The organism is Deefgea tanakiae, from assembly GCF_019665765.1.
GTDB classification, from domain to species: domain Bacteria; phylum Pseudomonadota; class Gammaproteobacteria; order Burkholderiales; family Chitinibacteraceae; genus Deefgea; species Deefgea tanakiae.
Window position 1 is genome coordinate 2,433,704 of the sequence record NZ_CP081150.1, and the last position, 14,955, is coordinate 2,448,658.

The 14,955-nt window shown below is 49.8% G+C and carries 15 protein-coding genes; 14 read left to right on the forward strand and 1 reads right to left on the reverse strand.

All coding sequences use genetic code 11. The annotated features are described in order from the left end of the window. Positions 1-30 precede the first annotated feature (30 nt). From flhF to rpmG, 12 genes are all read left to right on the forward strand, one after another. A complete protein-coding gene (flhF, locus tag K4H28_RS11300) occupies positions 31-1,566 on the forward strand; it encodes a flagellar biosynthesis GTPase FlhF (protein WP_221005299.1) in 1,536 nt (511 codons plus the stop codon). A gap of 39 nt (positions 1,567-1,605) precedes the next feature. Next, positions 1,606-2,505, forward strand: a complete 900-nt coding sequence (locus tag K4H28_RS11305; RefSeq protein WP_221005300.1) for a MinD/ParA family ATP-binding protein — start codon at positions 1,606-1,608, stop codon at positions 2,503-2,505. Continuing rightward, entirely contained in the window at positions 2,492-3,580 is a 1,089-nt protein-coding gene (locus tag K4H28_RS11310) for an ABC transporter permease (protein ID WP_221005301.1), read from the forward strand. The genes K4H28_RS11305 and K4H28_RS11310 overlap by 14 nt, the downstream gene beginning before the upstream one ends. Next, on the forward strand, positions 3,580-4,344 hold the full coding sequence (locus K4H28_RS11315; protein ID WP_221005302.1) for an ABC transporter ATP-binding protein: 765 nt from the start codon (positions 3,580-3,582) through the stop codon (positions 4,342-4,344). The genes K4H28_RS11310 and K4H28_RS11315 overlap by 1 nt, the downstream gene beginning before the upstream one ends. A 107-nt stretch (positions 4,345-4,451) precedes the next feature. Continuing rightward, entirely contained in the window at positions 4,452-5,495 is a 1,044-nt protein-coding gene (locus K4H28_RS11320; protein WP_221005303.1) for an MlaD family protein, read from the forward strand. Next, positions 5,492-6,085, forward strand: coding sequence for an ABC-type transport auxiliary lipoprotein family protein (locus K4H28_RS11325; protein WP_221005304.1), 594 nt, complete (start codon positions 5,492-5,494; stop codon positions 6,083-6,085). The genes K4H28_RS11320 and K4H28_RS11325 overlap by 4 nt, the downstream gene beginning before the upstream one ends. 39 nt (positions 6,086-6,124) lie before the next feature. Continuing rightward, positions 6,125-6,865: an RNA polymerase sigma factor FliA gene (locus K4H28_RS11330; protein WP_221005305.1), complete on the forward strand. Its 741-nt coding sequence runs from the start codon at positions 6,125-6,127 to the stop codon at positions 6,863-6,865. After that, a complete protein-coding gene (locus K4H28_RS11335; protein ID WP_221005306.1) occupies positions 6,865-7,608 on the forward strand; it encodes a flagellar motor protein in 744 nt (247 codons plus the stop codon). The genes K4H28_RS11330 and K4H28_RS11335 overlap by 1 nt, the downstream gene beginning before the upstream one ends. Before the next feature lie 134 nt (positions 7,609-7,742). Next, positions 7,743-8,489 (forward strand): lysophospholipid acyltransferase family protein, encoded by a 747-nt coding sequence (locus K4H28_RS11340; RefSeq protein WP_221005307.1) that lies wholly within the window; start codon positions 7,743-7,745, stop codon positions 8,487-8,489. A gap of 95 nt (positions 8,490-8,584) precedes the next feature. Further along, on the forward strand, positions 8,585-10,987 hold the full coding sequence (locus tag K4H28_RS11345; RefSeq protein WP_221005308.1) for a DNA translocase FtsK: 2,403 nt from the start codon (positions 8,585-8,587) through the stop codon (positions 10,985-10,987). Between the two features lie 151 nt (positions 10,988-11,138). Then, positions 11,139-11,372, forward strand: coding sequence for a 50S ribosomal protein L28 (rpmB, locus tag K4H28_RS11350; RefSeq protein WP_027469282.1), 234 nt, complete (start codon positions 11,139-11,141; stop codon positions 11,370-11,372). A 17-nt stretch (positions 11,373-11,389) separates the two neighbouring features. Continuing rightward, on the forward strand, positions 11,390-11,545 hold the full coding sequence (gene rpmG / locus K4H28_RS11355) for a 50S ribosomal protein L33 (protein WP_027469283.1): 156 nt from the start codon (positions 11,390-11,392) through the stop codon (positions 11,543-11,545). Between the two features lie 123 nt (positions 11,546-11,668). On the opposite strand, the gene K4H28_RS11360 is transcribed toward rpmG, so the two are convergent. Further along, positions 11,669-12,571, reverse strand: a complete 903-nt coding sequence (locus K4H28_RS11360) for a LysR family transcriptional regulator (protein WP_221005309.1) — start codon at positions 12,569-12,571, stop codon at positions 11,669-11,671. Positions 12,572-12,798: 227 nt separating this feature from the next. Between K4H28_RS11360 and K4H28_RS11365 the strand changes: the two genes are divergently transcribed. Together K4H28_RS11365 and K4H28_RS11370 are read left to right on the forward strand one after the other, a co-directional pair. Next, positions 12,799-13,107 carry a DUF485 domain-containing protein gene (locus K4H28_RS11365; RefSeq protein ID WP_221005310.1) on the forward strand — a complete coding sequence of 103 codons (309 nt, stop codon included), beginning with the start codon at positions 12,799-12,801 and terminating at the stop codon, positions 13,105-13,107. Positions 13,108-13,145: 38 nt separating this feature from the next. After that, on the forward strand, positions 13,146-14,927 hold the full coding sequence (locus K4H28_RS11370; protein ID WP_255573678.1) for a cation acetate symporter: 1,782 nt from the start codon (positions 13,146-13,148) through the stop codon (positions 14,925-14,927). Positions 14,928-14,955: the final 28 nt, after the last annotated feature.

Below are 14,955 nucleotides of genomic sequence, written 5' to 3' on the forward strand. Positions count from 1 at the left end.
ACGGAAACGCTGTGATCATTATTTCATCATATGCTCGTTAAAAAATTCTTCGGAGCCACCACCCGTGAAGCACTGCGCCAAGTTCGTGATGAACTGGGGCCGGATGCGCTGATCCTGTCAAATCGGCAAGTTGCCGGCGGCGGCATCGAGATCATGGCAGTGGCCGATGCGGATGTCGCAGCGCTAACCAACATCCAAACCGTTGCTGCGCCGCCCAAGCCAGCGACGCGCGCAGCGCAAAATGGCGCTCGCCTGATGAGTTCAGCGCAACAACAAGCACCAGCGGCCCCAACCATTAGCAAAGCATTAGCACGCTCGTATGCCATTCCTGATGATGAGCAAGAGCCGACGATAGACGACGTACCCTACGAGATTCCATCGGTTTTACGCAGCAATCGGCAAGCCAAACCCGCTGCAGTGCCCGTGCGCCCAGAAGTCACGTTCACTGATTACATCAGTCGACCCGACCCGATTGAGGAGCCACGTAAAGAACCTGCCGCACGCCCAACTCCGCCGCCGCGCCGCCCAGCTGTTGCAGAAAAACCACTACCGACATTTAGCTTTGAAGATGAAGTCGTCAAGCCCGTAGCACCGCCGGTAGATCAGGAAGCGATGCAAGATATTGCCCGCGAAATTCGCATGCTGCGTGGCTTGTTGGAAAGCCAAATGGCAGGCATGGCTTGGGGTGAACTCTCAAAGCATGCGCCAGAGAAATTGGAAGTGCTGCGCCAACTACTCAGTGCAGGTTTTTGTGCCGCTTTATCCCGTCAACTGATAGACAAAATGCCCAACGGCATGAGCCTTGATACAGGGATGAAATGGGTCAAAGCGGCACTAACTCACAACCTGCCTTCGGTCAGCGCGAAAGACGATATCGTTGAACGCGGTGGTATATACGCGCTGATTGGCCCGACTGGCGTCGGCAAAACGACCACAGTTGCCAAATTGGCTGCGCGCTGCGCACTGGCCTACGGCCCGCAATCGGTCGCACTCCTCACCACCGATAGCTACCGGATTGGTGCACACGACCAGTTACGGATTTATGGCCGTATTTTGGGCGTACCCGTTCACGATGTGAAAGACGAAACCGATTTGCAGCTCACCTTAGGTGAATTGAGTGATCGGCACCTAGTTTTGATCGATACCGTCGGGATGGGGCAACGCGATCAACGAATTGGCGAGCAACTCGCGATGTTTGGTCAAGACAATGTAGGCACGGTGCTATTGCTATCGGCAAATGCGCAAGCGGGAACCCTGGATGACGTAGCAAGACGTTATAAAAACAATCATCTAGTCGGCTGCATTTTGTCTAAGCTCGATGAAACCATGGCGCTTGGCGGTTGCCTTGATGTCGCGATTCGCCATCGACTGCCGCTGCACTTTGTCACCAACGGTCAGCGCGTACCAGAAGATCTGCATCGCGCCAATTTAGCTTACCTGATCGATCGCGCGTTTCGTAATCCACAAGAAAACAGCGTATTTCATCTGCAAAAAGATGAGTACCCACTATTTATGAGCACGCAAGATACACCGACCGACTTCACCCTCTCCACCCATTCGCGATGAATATCACCTCATTTTATTTCAAACGACAAGGGTTGCTTTGTGCCTAAACGCTGGCCTGATCAAGCGGCGGGCTTGCGGCAACTGGTTTCAACGCCCACCTGCCGCACGATCAGCTTGTCAGGCGGTCGTGGCGATGCCGGCACCACCACGCTGGTCATTAATTTAGCCGCCGCGCTCGCGGAGCGTGAACGTCAAGTCGTTGTACTTGATGAGTTTACGGGCCTACACAACATCCCGCATCGACTACATTTGGCTGCAGGCTTTGAGCTTGAACATGTATTGCGCCGTGAAGTCACTCTGTTTGATACCTTGATCGAGAGTCAATATGGCTTTGGCATTTTACCGATTGCCGCCCAACCTCATTTGCTCGCCAATCTAAACGAAGGCGAACAACGTTGGCTTGCGGCAGAGTTTGAACAACTGACTGAGCAACTCGACTACCTGCTGCTCGATACTCGCCCTGCGATGTCGCAAAGCGTACCCAGCCTCTCGCTGGCGGCCGATGATGTTGTGATTGTCTTATCCAATCGCGCGGAGTCGCTGACCGATGCCTATGCCTGCATCAAGCAACTAGCCACTGAATATGCGCGCCGTGATTTTCGGGTTTTGGTCAATCGAGTCGCTAGCCTAGGTGAAGCGATGACTTTGTTTGAACGCGTTCGTGAAGTGGCGCAGCAATATTTAGGGGATGACATTCAACTCAAACTCATCGGCTACGTGCCTGAGGATGAATGGCTCAACCGCGCCACCCGACTCGGCCGCCCCGTGCTGGAAGCCTTTCCCGATGCCGAAGCCAGCGCCGCAATACGCCAATTAGCGGATGCCATGTTAAGGTGGGTACCACCTCGCCAGTCAAACGGAACAATGGCTAGCATCATATACCGCCTAATCGAATCATCTAAGCTATTGTCTGAACGGATTCCCCATGGCAAGTACTAAAGCGCAATTGATTGCCCAACCAGCACCAAACTCATTTTGTCTGAGCGGTGATTTGACGCTCGCCACTGTTCCTGAGGTCTGGCCAACAATACCTAATAGTGAATGGGCCAATACCCGCATTGATGCCCGAGAAGTTCAACAATGCGATGGTGCCGGTGCCGCCCTATTGTTTGAACTAATACAGCGCGGCGCTCAAATTGAGCACTTACCCGCTCAAAGTAAACGTTTACTCACGGCGCTCACTCCAGAGCAGCCCTTAATCACCAGTAGCCCAAAAAAACACGTTAATCTCATCGCGCAATTGGGCCGACAAACAAAAGGGATGATTAGCGAATTCCAACGCCAAATTAGCTTTTTGGGCGCGATAGCCCAAGCGATGCTCGACACCTTGCGGCAACCCAAAACCTTTCGCTGGCGAGATTTTTTGCAGCAATGCGAGCTGGTCGGCGCGAATGCCGTTCCGATTGTGGCTTTGATTTCGATTCTATTGGGCGTCATTCTTGCCTTTCAATCAGCGATTCCGATGCGGCAATTTGGCGCGGAACTCTATGTTGCTAATTTACTCGGGCTGTCTCTCGTTCGTGAGTTAGGCCCTTTGATTACCGCCATTTTGCTCGCAGGTCGAACGGGGGCTGCCTTTGCGGCTGAAATTGGCACGATGAAAGTGAATGAGGAAGTCAACGCACTGGTCACTTTGGGCTTTGACCCGATGCAGTTTTTGGTCTTACCGCGCTTAATGGCCGGCGTGTTGATGGCGCCACTATTAACCTTGTTTGCCGAAGCCATCGGTTTATTTGGCGGTGCATTGGTCATGAAAGGCTTTGGTATTCCGTTGAGTACGTTTTGGAATCAAGTCAACACTCAGGTTGATTTAGTCGACTTTTCAACGGGTTTAGCCAAAGCCGCTATTTTTGGCTTTATTGTCGCCTCAGTGGGTTGCATGCGCGGCCTCAATACCGGCAATGGCGCGAGCGCAGTGGGGGCGGCGACCACGCAAGCGGTCGTACAAACCTTGGTGCTCCTTGTGGTTGCTGATGGTTTATTTGCCGTGGTCGCTTACCACATGGGCTGGTAATGATGAGCGCGCTGATTCAAGTTCGGGATTTAAGCTGCGGTTATGGCAAGCGCCTTATTTTAAAAGACATTAACTTTGATATTCAACGCGGCGAAGTAGTGGCCATTTTAGGGGGTTCGGGCTGCGGCAAGTCAACGCTGCTCAAACACCTAATTGGCTTATTTTCACCACAATCAGGCAGCATACAAATAGCAGGTATTGAGCTAGTAGGCACAACTGGCAATGCACGCAACGAAATACTACGCCACTTTGGCGTCATGTTTCAGTCAGGAGCTTTATTTGGTTCATTGACTGTTTTAGAAAATGTGGCGCTACCACTCGAAAGCTTTAGCCGGCTCGATGCGCAAGCCATTGATACCTTGGCAAGACTTAAATTGCGCCTTGTCGGGCTAGAAGCATTTGCCGATTATGCCCCCGCCGAGCTATCAGGCGGCATGCAAAAAAGAGCAGCGATTGCACGAGCGATGGCGCTCGACCCCGAGATTTTGTTTTTAGACGAGCCATCGGCCGGACTCGACCCCATTACGTCAGCCGAACTGGATGAACTAATCCGCCGCATTGCTGAAACCCAGCACGTTACCTTTGTCGTGGTGACTCATGAATTGGCCAGCATCAACGCAATTGCAGATCGGGCAATTATGCTCGATAAAACAGTCCAAAGTATTATCGCGATTGACACACCCAAAGCGCTCGCAAAATCAGATGATGCCCGCGTGAGTGGTTTTTTTAATCGCGGCAAATTACCACTAAAAAGCGCGGAGTAATGATTGATCTTATCGATATCATTCATACAGAATATGATTTCAGCTCCCGCCATTTGAATGCATTACGAGTTATCACGAAGCACACGATGCTAGGATTAAACTAAACCATGGAACAAAAATCCAACTTTCGCTTAGGCTTGTTTATCTTAGCGGCCATTTTACTCGGCGCAGTCTTAATGATTGGGCTGGGTAGCGGAAAATGGTTTAACAAAACATTTCTGCTCGAAACCTATTTTGATGAATCGGTGCAAGGCCTCGATATTGGCTCTAAAGTGCGCTATCGCGGAGTCGTCGTTGGTGAAGTTAGTGCGATTACCTTTACTTATGCGCGTTACGAGCAAGGCTTGCCGCGCGCACAACGCTTGCAATATGTATTGGTTGAAACACGGCTTTCAAGCGATATGTTTGTCAACAAGGGGCTCGCCAATCCAAGCCAAGAGTCACTTGATGTTGAAGTTGCCAAAGGCTTGCGCGTCAAAATTGCGCCACAAGGTCTAACCGGTACCAGCTACCTCGAGATTGACTACCTCACCCCACAAAGTCGTCAGCTGCCTTTTAGTTGGACACCCGACAATCTATACATTCCATCCGCCCCCAGCACCGTTGGCCAATTTGTGAATGGTGCGCAAGACTTGATGGAGAAATTGAAAAAACTAGATCTAGAACGAACGCTAACTCGACTGGACCTGCTGCTGACCACCGCAGAACAAAAAATTGCGCCACTCCCCCTCCTCAGCATCACGCAAAAAATGGATACGGTTCTGGGCAATATGAGCCATGTTCCAGTCAAAAAGATGGCTGATGAAGCGACCAATTTATTGATTGAAGCACGCCAAACAAACCAAACCTTGCAAAACGTACTCACTCAACCGGGCTGGACCAGCGCCCCTGCTGATTTTGCGCAAGCCGCGCAAGACGCACGCAAGATCATGGGTGACCCTGCTATCGCCAGCGCAGTACAACGTATCGATAGAGTCACTCAGCGCCTTGACCGCCTCACCGCAAGCCAAGAGTCTGAGGTTGGCCAGCTCATCGAAAATCTAAATAGCAGCAGCGCTAGCCTCAAATCCATATTGGAACAAGTCGAGCAACAACCAAGCCGACTTTTCTTCTCACAACCTGTACCAGCATATATTCCACCAAAACCATGAAAATTTATCTCAGTGTTTTATTGTTTTGCAGCTTATTGTTCGGCTGCAGCGCCACCCCGGTTAAACGGCAAGACTTTCTACTCAGCGCCGAGCGCACTGAAAACAAAGTTGCCAGCGCGCCTTCCTTTGGCGTTTTGCAAGTGAGCGATCTGCGTGCTAGTCGCCCTTACAACACGCAATCGCTAATCTATCGAGAAAGCGCACAACGCTTTGTGCTTGATCCACATAACGGCTTTTTAGCGCCACCCGCACAGCAAATTAGCATGCAAACTCGAGAGCGATTATCGCGCAGCGGTTTGTTTAGCGCAGTCTTGCCGCAAGGCAGTACGCTAGCAGCACCATGGAAACTCGAAGGTGAGCTCATTAACTTTTATATTGATGTCAGTACGCCAGCCAAACCAACTATCACCCTGGAAATCCGCTATGCTTTATCCAACGACAATCAAGCAACGCCCAAGGTATTTTTACTGAGCAGCAGCGAAGCCATTGTCGATGCCAGCCCAGAACAGGCCGTTATCGGCTTTAACCGCGCCTTAAATGCCATTTTATTGCAATTAGAAGCTTCACTGCTTGGTGCAAAGCCCCAGTAGTGAGCTACACTTAAAGACGGTATTACTTAATTCAAATTCATGTCAGCTCATCGCGCACTCTCACTTTATCGCAATACGCAAAATAGCAGCGAAGATGATCGCGTGGAAAAACACGCGCCTTTGGTACGCAAAATCGCTTACCACATGATTAGCAAGCTACCTGCAAGTGTTGATGTCGATGACTTAATTCAGGTTGGATTGATTGGTCTGATGGAAGCGGCGCGCAATTTTGACCCTGACGCAGGCGTGCAGTTTGAAACCTTTGCCAGCCAACGGATCCGCGGTTCAATGCTTGATGAACTGCGCAATGCCGACTGGCTACCACGTCAAGCGCGGCGCAATATGCGCGAGATTGAACGTACCGTCGTCCAGCTCGAACAAACGCTGAGCCGAGCGCCATCAGAAGGTGAAGTCGCCGAAAAAATGAATCTCCCACTAGCCGAATATCAAGAAATGCTCGGCGATGCGCGTGGTCATCAATTATTGCATTACGAAGACTTTGAACAAGACGGCGAAAACGACCAACTTGATCAATACGCAGCAGACAGCAGCGCCAATCCTGCGGAAGTGTTTTCCGACGATCGTTTCCGCTCTCAACTGATTGCAGGCATTGATCTACTACCTGAACGCGAAAAGCTGCTGATGGCGCTGTATTACGATGAAGAACTGAATTTAAAAGAAATCGGCGCGGTACTGGGCGTCTCTGAATCACGGGTTTGCCAACTGCATAGTCAGGCGATTGCACGCCTACGTGGCAAATTAAAGGATTGGCTGGGCTAATGGATAAAATCAGTGTTTTTGGCGTCATTCTAGGAATTATCGCCATTGTGCTCGGGCAGTGGCTAGAAGGCGGCCACATCAATTCGCTGATCCAATTTACGGCGTTTTTGATTGTTATGGGCGGCACCGTAGGGGCGGTCATGCTGCAAACGCAAACACGGCATTTTGTTGCTGGCCTGAAAATGCTCAAGTGGATTTTCATCCCCCCAACGATGGACTTCAGAAAATTACTCACTACCTTGATGAATTGGTCGACCCAAGCTCGACGAGGTGGTTTATTAGCTTTAGAAGCCTTTTTAAATAGTGAAAAAGATCCGTTCGTTAAACGCGGTCTACAAATGGTTGTTGATGGTGCAGAGCCTGAAACTATCCGCCGAGCCATGGAACTCGATATCGACGCCTACGAAGACCAAGCACGCGCTGCCGCTAAAATTTGGGACGCAGCAGGTGGCTACTCACCGACCTTTGGTATCTTGGGCGCCGTGCTGGGCTTGATTCACGTCATGGAAAATCTGACTGATCCCTCGAAACTCGGCGCGGGGATTGCGGTCGCGTTTGTGGCGACCATTTACGGTGTCGGCGCAGCCAATATGTTTTTTCTTCCGATTGCCAACAAACTCAAACATTACATTTTGCTCGAAGTCCGTCGCAGAGAAATGGTCGCGGAGGGTTTAGTGACGATCGCCAACGGTGAAAATCCGCGTTTACTCGAAAATAAACTGGCTGGGTTCCTACACCACTAGCCATGTATATCTATCTAAGAGCTATTAATTAATGGCTAGATAGATATACCCATAGCACCAGTACTACAGCAAATTCAAGCAATTCAATCTATAGTCAAAGCATCGCCGATTCATGAGGCATTGAGGCACTAACGATGCTCTGGCTAATTCGCTGCTTTATTCGTGGCATTGCATTACTTGATTTGGCAGTCTTCACGCTGATCATGCTCTTGCTTGCCCTGCTGCCACGCGCAGCTCTCGCGCATTTTTATCCTAAGCTATTTCATTTATGGTGCCGTTGTTTTGTCATGGCCTTAGGCGTGTCCATACGCCTGCACCAACATCATCAGCAACCACTACCCAAACACTACATCCTGATTGCAAATCATCCTTCCGCCCTCGAAGACATTGGCATTCCTTCACTTTTTCCGGTGCGTAGCTTGGCAAAAATTGAGGTCAAAGACTGGTTTCTAGTCGGAAAAATTGCATCTGTGGCCGGAACGCTCTTTGTGCATCGTGAAAACAAAGCGTCACGACTAGCGGCACAAGCTGAACTGATTTCCGCTGTTACGGCGGGTGATTGTATCGCGCTTTACCCTGAGGGCGGCTGCAAGGGACGACGCATTGCCGAACGTTTTTTATTTGGCGCGTTTGCAGTGTCAATCGCGACCGATACGCCGATCGTTCCCGTATTTTTGCATCATGAAGCGCAAGAGATATTTGAGTGGACGAATAAGGAAAATTTAATCCAAAAGCTCTGGACAATACTCACCAGCCCAAATTCAGTGGTTCACTATCATGTCTTTGATCCCATGGACCCAAAGAATTTTGCGGATAAAGCAGCCTTCTGCGCCAGCGCACATCAGCAATACCTCAAATGGCAAAATCGATTTCTTGATTAAATTGATTAATTCAGCCCACAAACCAATTCATTTACCAAACATTCAGCAGGCTTGCCGTTATAATCGCGAAAGCTTCTCGTCTTCAGATATCCACAATGCCCTTATTTCGTAAAAAAAATGTCGCCAATGTTTCAACCCGTGCCGCTTTACCCCCCGGCTTGGCCAATTTACTGCGCGAATCGTGGTGGCTGATCTTGGTCGTGGTCTTGGCTTATTTGGTGTTGGTGCTATCGACCTACAACCAAGCTGATCCGGGTTGGTCGCACAGCGCCACCGAAGCAACGGTCTATAACCGAGGCGGCAGCGTTGGGGCATGGGTTGCAGATGTTTTACTTTATCTCTTTGGCTTTTCAGCTTGGTGGTGGACGGTCTTTTTATTTGCTGCCATTTTATGGGGCTACCGCCGAATTGACCGCGTTGCCGAATCGCCACGCCCTGTGGTGTTTTTAGCCTGCCTTGGTTTTGCGCTGATCGTTTTTTCCAGTAGCGCCTTTGAAGCACTGCGCATGCACTCGCTCAGCGCTCCTCTGCCCTACGTACCGGGTGGCATGTTCGGATTAGCACTTGGCACTTGGATGACGCTTAGCTTTGGCTTTAGCGGCGCAACGCTTATTTTGATCACCACATTTTGCTTAGGTATTTCGCTGTTCACGGGTTTATCTTGGCTCAATGTGATGGAAAACATCGGCACGCTCATCGAAGCTGCCTACTTCAGCACCATCAATGCGATACAAGCGGCCAAAGACCGTCGTATCGGGCGAGAAACTAAAAAAGCGCGTGATGAGCATGTGATTGCCGCTAAACAAAAACAAGCGGGCAAAGAGCCGCTCATTATTGAAACTGCAAACCTTGATGCGCCAGTTGCCCGTCAAGTTGAAAAGCGCATTGAACGAGAGAAAAAAGAACAAGAAAAACTGCAAGAACACGCGGCCAAACAAGCTGCTCAGCCTTTATTGTTTGCCGAAGAAGATCTTCCCCCAACACCGGCTAAGCGCGCCACCGCATCACCAAGCTCAGATAATTCTTTACCCGCGCTCGCACTGTTAGCGCCTGCGGTTGCCTCACAGGAAACTATCACTAAAGAAACGCTCGAATTCACCTCACGTCTGATCGAGCGTAAATTGGCGGATTTCAATGTCGAAGTCAAAATCGTCGCGGCCTATCCAGGCCCTGTCATTACCCGCTATGAAATCGAACCTGCGGTCGGTGTAAAAGGCTCGCAAATCGTCAACCTGATGAAGGATCTGGCACGTGCATTGGGATTGGTCTCCATCCGCGTCGTTGAAACGATCCCGGGCAAAACCTATATGGGTTTGGAGTTACCTAACCCAACGCGGCAAATGATTCGCCTCTCAGAAATTCTCAGTAGTGAAGCATGGTATGCATCCAATAGCCGACTCACGATGGCACTCGGCAAAGACATTACCGGTAAGCCCATTGTGACCGATTTAGGTAAAGCGCCGCATATGCTGGTGGCTGGTACGACAGGCTCGGGCAAATCCGTCGGCGTGAACGCAATGATTTTGTCTTTGGTTTACAAAGCCACGCCCGACGAAGTTCGCTTCATCATGATTGACCCAAAAATGCTGGAACTCTCGATTTACGAAGGCATTCCGCATTTGCTAGCGCCAGTGGTCACCGATATGAAATTGGCCGCCAATGCATTGAACTGGTGCGTGGCGGAAATGGAGAAACGCTACCGTCTATTGAGTGCCATGGGTGTGCGTAATCTGGCGGGTTACAACCAAAAAATCAAAGATGCTGAAAAAGCCGGCAAACACATTACTAATCCATTTAGCCTGACCCCCGATGATCCTGAACGCTTAGAGCATTTGCCGTTTATTGTCGTCGTGGTCGATGAATTTGCTGATTTGATGATGGTCGCTGGTAAGAAAATTGAAGAGCTAATTGCCCGTCTGGCACAAAAAGCCCGAGCGGCAGGGATTCATTTAATTCTAGCTACTCAGCGCCCCTCAGTTGACGTGATTACTGGTCTGATTAAAGCTAATATCCCAACTCGCCTAGCTTTTCAGGTTTCCAGCAAAATCGACAGCCGCACGATTCTGGATCAAATGGGCGCAGAAGCATTATTAGGCCAAGGCGATATGTTATTTTTACCGCCAGGTTCGGGCTATCCACAACGGATTCACGGCGCGTTTGTCGCTGATGATGAAGTCCATCACGTCGTTGACTACCTCAAGTCACTGGGCGAGCCCAATTACATCGATGGCATCCTCAATGGCGGCTTTGAAGCCGAAGCGGCAGCGGGTGGCACGGGCGGCAGCGCAGAAGGTGGCGAAGCGGATGCGCTCTACGATGAAGCCGTGGCCTTTGTACTCAAAACCCGCAAAGCATCCATTTCATCGGTACAAAGGCAGTTACGCATCGGTTATAACCGTGCCGCTCGTCTAATCGAGCAGATGGAACAGTCCGGATTAGTCTCTTCTATGGAAACAAATGGCAACCGGACTGTACTTGCGCCGCCAATCAGTGAATAATGTCGCCTGAGCATTTTCTAGAATGCAAGATGTTGTAAATCAGTCACTTCAGAGACTAAAGTCTGAAGTTTTTTATCAACGGACTTGAACTCAATCTGCGCTTTGTGATATAAACGTGGACTTTTCCAGTTCCGAACGTCAGGACAGAATCATGGCACGAGTATGTGTAGTCACCGGCAAAGGCCCGATGACAGGGAATAATGTTTCCCACGCCAATAACAAAACTAAACGTCGCTTCCTACCAAACCTGCAATCCCGCCGGTTCTGGGTTGAGAGCGAAAACTGCTTTATCCGCTTGCGCGTTTCTACCGCAGCTCTGCGCACCATCGACAAGAATGGCATCGATGTGGTTTTGGCAGATCTGCGCGCGCGCGGCGAACTGTAAGCTAAGGAAACTCAATCATGCGTGATAAAATCAAGCTAGAATCTTCTGCTGGTACAGGTCATTTTTACACAACGACCAAAAACAAACGTACCATGCCAGAAAAGATGGAAATCAAGAAGTTCGATCCCGTTGTTCGTAAACACGTGATCTACAAGGAAACTAAGCTGAAGTAATTCAGTGCAGTGACTCCATACTCGAACCCCATTCCTCGGAGTGGGGTTTTTGTTTGCCTGTCGATATGTATATTCACGCAGGCATTGTAAAGCAATGCCTAGCGTCAAATACTCAAGTACATGCTAACTATCGTGCGGCACTTCCAAGCCCCACGTTGCCCGCAATGTCTTCGTGAGCATCGCCAACATTGGATCATGCTCGCGGTCGCTGGAATAAATAAACTGCAGCAAAGCACTTATCGCCACTTCACCATTGCGCCACAACACAATAGAACCATCAGCGGCATAGCGATGCGCAGTACGCTCAGCCAAAATCGCAATCCCCATCCCTGATTTAATCAACTCCAGCAGTGTCGCCTCTTCATCAAACTCACCCACCAACTTCGGGGCGATATTTTGACTGCGCCACAGCTCTTGCGAAATATCGGACAAACTGGTGTATTGCGACAAGCCTAGCCACGGCGCAGCACCCAGCGTTTTCCAATCAGCATTAATCAACTCTGGAGCCATCGAGGGCGGCAAAGCCACGCAAAAGCCGATTTCACGCAACGGAACGGTACTGACGTTTTGGTAGGGGTTGCGTCCAAGGTAAAAGCCACCATCAAGGATCTTTTTACGCACTTCGTTCAAAATCCCCACCGAAATACCATGCGTCGTCTGCACAGTCAGCAATGGATAACTTTCGCGTAGCAAAGACAACCACGGGCCGAGCTTAAGCCGCGCCGGCACGCCAATGGTACCAATCCTCACCTTGCCCTTGGGCTGATTCTGTAAGGCCTTGGCGCGATACAACAAGCTACGCGCCTGCCCCAAGATCTGCTCGGCATCGGGCAAAATCAGCTTGCCTGCCTCGGTCAGCTGTACCCCCCCTGAGTAGCGCTCAAACAACGAAACGCCGAATTCCTCTTCCAGCGCTTTAATCTGCGCGGTCACGGCGGGCTGAGATAAGTGCAACAATTCAGCAGCTTGAGTCAAGTGCCCTTGTTGCGCCACAGTCACAAATGTACGTAATTGATAGATTTCCATACTGGGATTATCCCTCATTCCATGCGCTTAAGGGAATCAACAAAAACAAAAATGTAGTCCACAAACCTTGATTACACACAAAAAAGTAAGCTTTATGCAATACAACATAAGTCGAACTGATTCAGAACATCAAAAAATGCAATTAGCCTAAACCACAAGCTTTCACATAGATTAACGCCAGAACACCCAACTGGGTTTGACTATCGAATTATATGAGGAGGCAAGACATGCAAGATCATACGATTGAACGCATTCAGCAAAATCCCAAATTCCAAGAGCTGGTTCGGAAAAAATCCGGTCTGTCTTGGTTATTGTCGATTGTAATGCTGGTGATTTATTACGGTTTTATCTTGGTGATTGCATTCTCACCCGCAACCCTTGGTCAATCACTCTCTGGTGGCGTCACCACGATTGGCATCCCCATCGGCATCATGATTATTTTGTCTGTATTTGTGATTACCGGTATTTATGTGCGCCGCGCCAATACTGAATTTGACCAACTCACACGCGAAGTCGTTGAGGATGCTAAAAAATGATTAAATCCACTTTACAACGCCTCTCCATCACCAGCCTGATGCTGGCCACCAGTTTGCCAACGTGGGCAGCAGGTGCTATCGAAGGCGCTGTCGAAAAACGCCACGATCTCAACATCCCAGCTATTGTGATGTTTTTGATTTTTGTGGCATTTACCCTAGGCATTACTTACTGGGCAGCTCGCCGTACTAAATCAGCAAAAGACTTCTACGCGGCAGGCGGCGGGATTAGCGGCTTTCAAAACGGCTTAGCGATTGCGGGTGACTATATGTCGGCCGCTTCGTTCCTCGGTATCTCCGCAATGGTGTTTGGTGTGGGTTACGACGGTCTGATTTACTCGATCGGCTTTTTGGTCGGCTGGCCTTTAATTACTTTCCTAATCGCTGAGCGCCTACGTAACTTGGGTAAATACACCTTTGCTGACGTGGCATCTTACCGCCTCGCACAAACTCCAGTGCGCATTTTTGCGGCAACGGGCACTTTGGTGGTCGTGGCACTGTACTTGATCGCCCAAATGGTCGGCGCGGGTAAATTGATTCAAGTGTTATTTGGCATGGATTACACCTACGCGGTCATCTTGGTGGGTATTTTGATGATTATGTATGTGACCTTCGGCGGCATGTTGGCGACAACTTGGGTACAAATCATTAAAGCCATTTTGCTGTTATCTGGCGCAACCTTTATGGCCTTTATGGTGATGAAACATGTTGGCTTTAGCTTTGAAACGCTGTTCCAACAAGCAGTTGCTGTAAAACATGCTGGCGCTGAAGCTTTGGCACTGAAAGCAAACGTTGCTGCTGAAGCTGCCGCAGCTGCCGTTTCTAGCAATGCACCCAATGCATCCGCTGCGGTTGCTAGCGCTGCTGCTGCATCAAAAGCTGCCGTTGCTGCTGCTAAAGCCAACATCATGGCACCGGGCGGCTTGGTTTCAAATCCTATCGATGCAATTTCACTCGGTATGGCTTTGATGTTTGGTACAGCAGGTTTGCCACACATCTTGATGCGTTTCTTCACTGTTTCAAATGCCAAAGAAGCTCGTAAATCAGTGTTCTTTGCTACCGGTTTCATCGGCTACTTCTACATCTTGACCTTCATCATTGGCTTTGGCGCAATCGTGCTGTTATCGGGCGAAGCGGGGATGAAATTCAAAGAGGTTTCTGGTGCGCTCATTGGTGGCTCGAATATGGCAGCGATTCACTTGTCAGATGCCGTCGGTGGAGACCTCTTCCTTGGCTTTATCTCTGCGGTTGCGTTTGCAACGATTCTGGCGGTAGTGGCGGGCTTGACCTTGTCGGGTGCTTCTGCGGTATCGCATGACATTTACGCCTCAGTCATCAAGAAAGGCAAAGCCAATGAAGCCGATGAAATCCGTGTATCTAAAATGACGACCATCGCGCTCGGTGTATTGGCGATGTTCTTAGGGATTGCCTTTGAAAAGCAAAATATCGCGTTCATGGTTGGCTTAGCATTCTCGATTGCGGCCTCGGCCAACTTCCCAGTGTTGTTCTTGTCGATGTTCTGGAAAGGCCTGACGACTCGCGGTGCAGTCATCGGTGGCTTTGTCGGCTTAATCAGCGCACTGGCACTGATTATCCTCGGCCCATCTGTTTGGGTTGAAGTACTTGGCCACGAAAAAGGCAGCGAATGGTTCCCGTACAAAAACCCAACAATCTTCTCGATGACACTCGCGTTCATCACGATCTGGTTGGTTTCAGTCTTGGATACCAGCAAGCAAGCAGCAGAAGAGCGCGCTAAATTCTTGCCACAGTTTATTCGCTCTATGACAGGTATTGGCGCAGAAGGCGCAACTGACAAGCACTAAGAGCTGATACATCGTATAACGCCCTACT

Bases quoted from the DNA above. Each gene is read 5' to 3' on its own strand.
- K4H28_RS11365 (WP_221005310.1), top strand. From the start codon at position 12,799: ATGCAAGATCATACGATTGAACGCATTCAGCAAAATCCCAAATTCCAA.
- rpmG (WP_027469283.1), top strand. From the start codon at position 11,390: ATGCGTGATAAAATCAAGCTAGAATCTTCTGCTGGTACAGGTCATTTT.
- rpmB (WP_027469282.1), top strand. From the start codon at position 11,139: ATGGCACGAGTATGTGTAGTCACCGGCAAAGGCCCGATGACAGGGAAT.
- K4H28_RS11335 (WP_221005306.1), top strand. From the start codon at position 6,865: ATGGATAAAATCAGTGTTTTTGGCGTCATTCTAGGAATTATCGCCATT.
- K4H28_RS11320 (WP_221005303.1), top strand. From the start codon at position 4,452: ATGGAACAAAAATCCAACTTTCGCTTAGGCTTGTTTATCTTAGCGGCC.
- K4H28_RS11310 (WP_221005301.1), top strand. From the start codon at position 2,492: ATGGCAAGTACTAAAGCGCAATTGATTGCCCAACCAGCACCAAACTCA.
- K4H28_RS11345 (WP_221005308.1), top strand. From the start codon at position 8,585: ATGCCCTTATTTCGTAAAAAAAATGTCGCCAATGTTTCAACCCGTGCC.
- flhF (WP_221005299.1), top strand. From the start codon at position 31: ATGCTCGTTAAAAAATTCTTCGGAGCCACCACCCGTGAAGCACTGCGC.
- K4H28_RS11315 (WP_221005302.1), top strand. From the start codon at position 3,580: ATGATGAGCGCGCTGATTCAAGTTCGGGATTTAAGCTGCGGTTATGGC.
- K4H28_RS11330 (WP_221005305.1), top strand. From the start codon at position 6,125: ATGTCAGCTCATCGCGCACTCTCACTTTATCGCAATACGCAAAATAGC.
- K4H28_RS11370 (WP_255573678.1), top strand. From the start codon at position 13,146: ATGCTGGCCACCAGTTTGCCAACGTGGGCAGCAGGTGCTATCGAAGGC.
- K4H28_RS11325 (WP_221005304.1), top strand. From the start codon at position 5,492: ATGAAAATTTATCTCAGTGTTTTATTGTTTTGCAGCTTATTGTTCGGC.
- K4H28_RS11340 (WP_221005307.1), top strand. From the start codon at position 7,743: ATGCTCTGGCTAATTCGCTGCTTTATTCGTGGCATTGCATTACTTGAT.
- K4H28_RS11360 (WP_221005309.1), bottom strand. From the start codon at position 12,571: ATGGAAATCTATCAATTACGTACATTTGTGACTGTGGCGCAACAAGGG.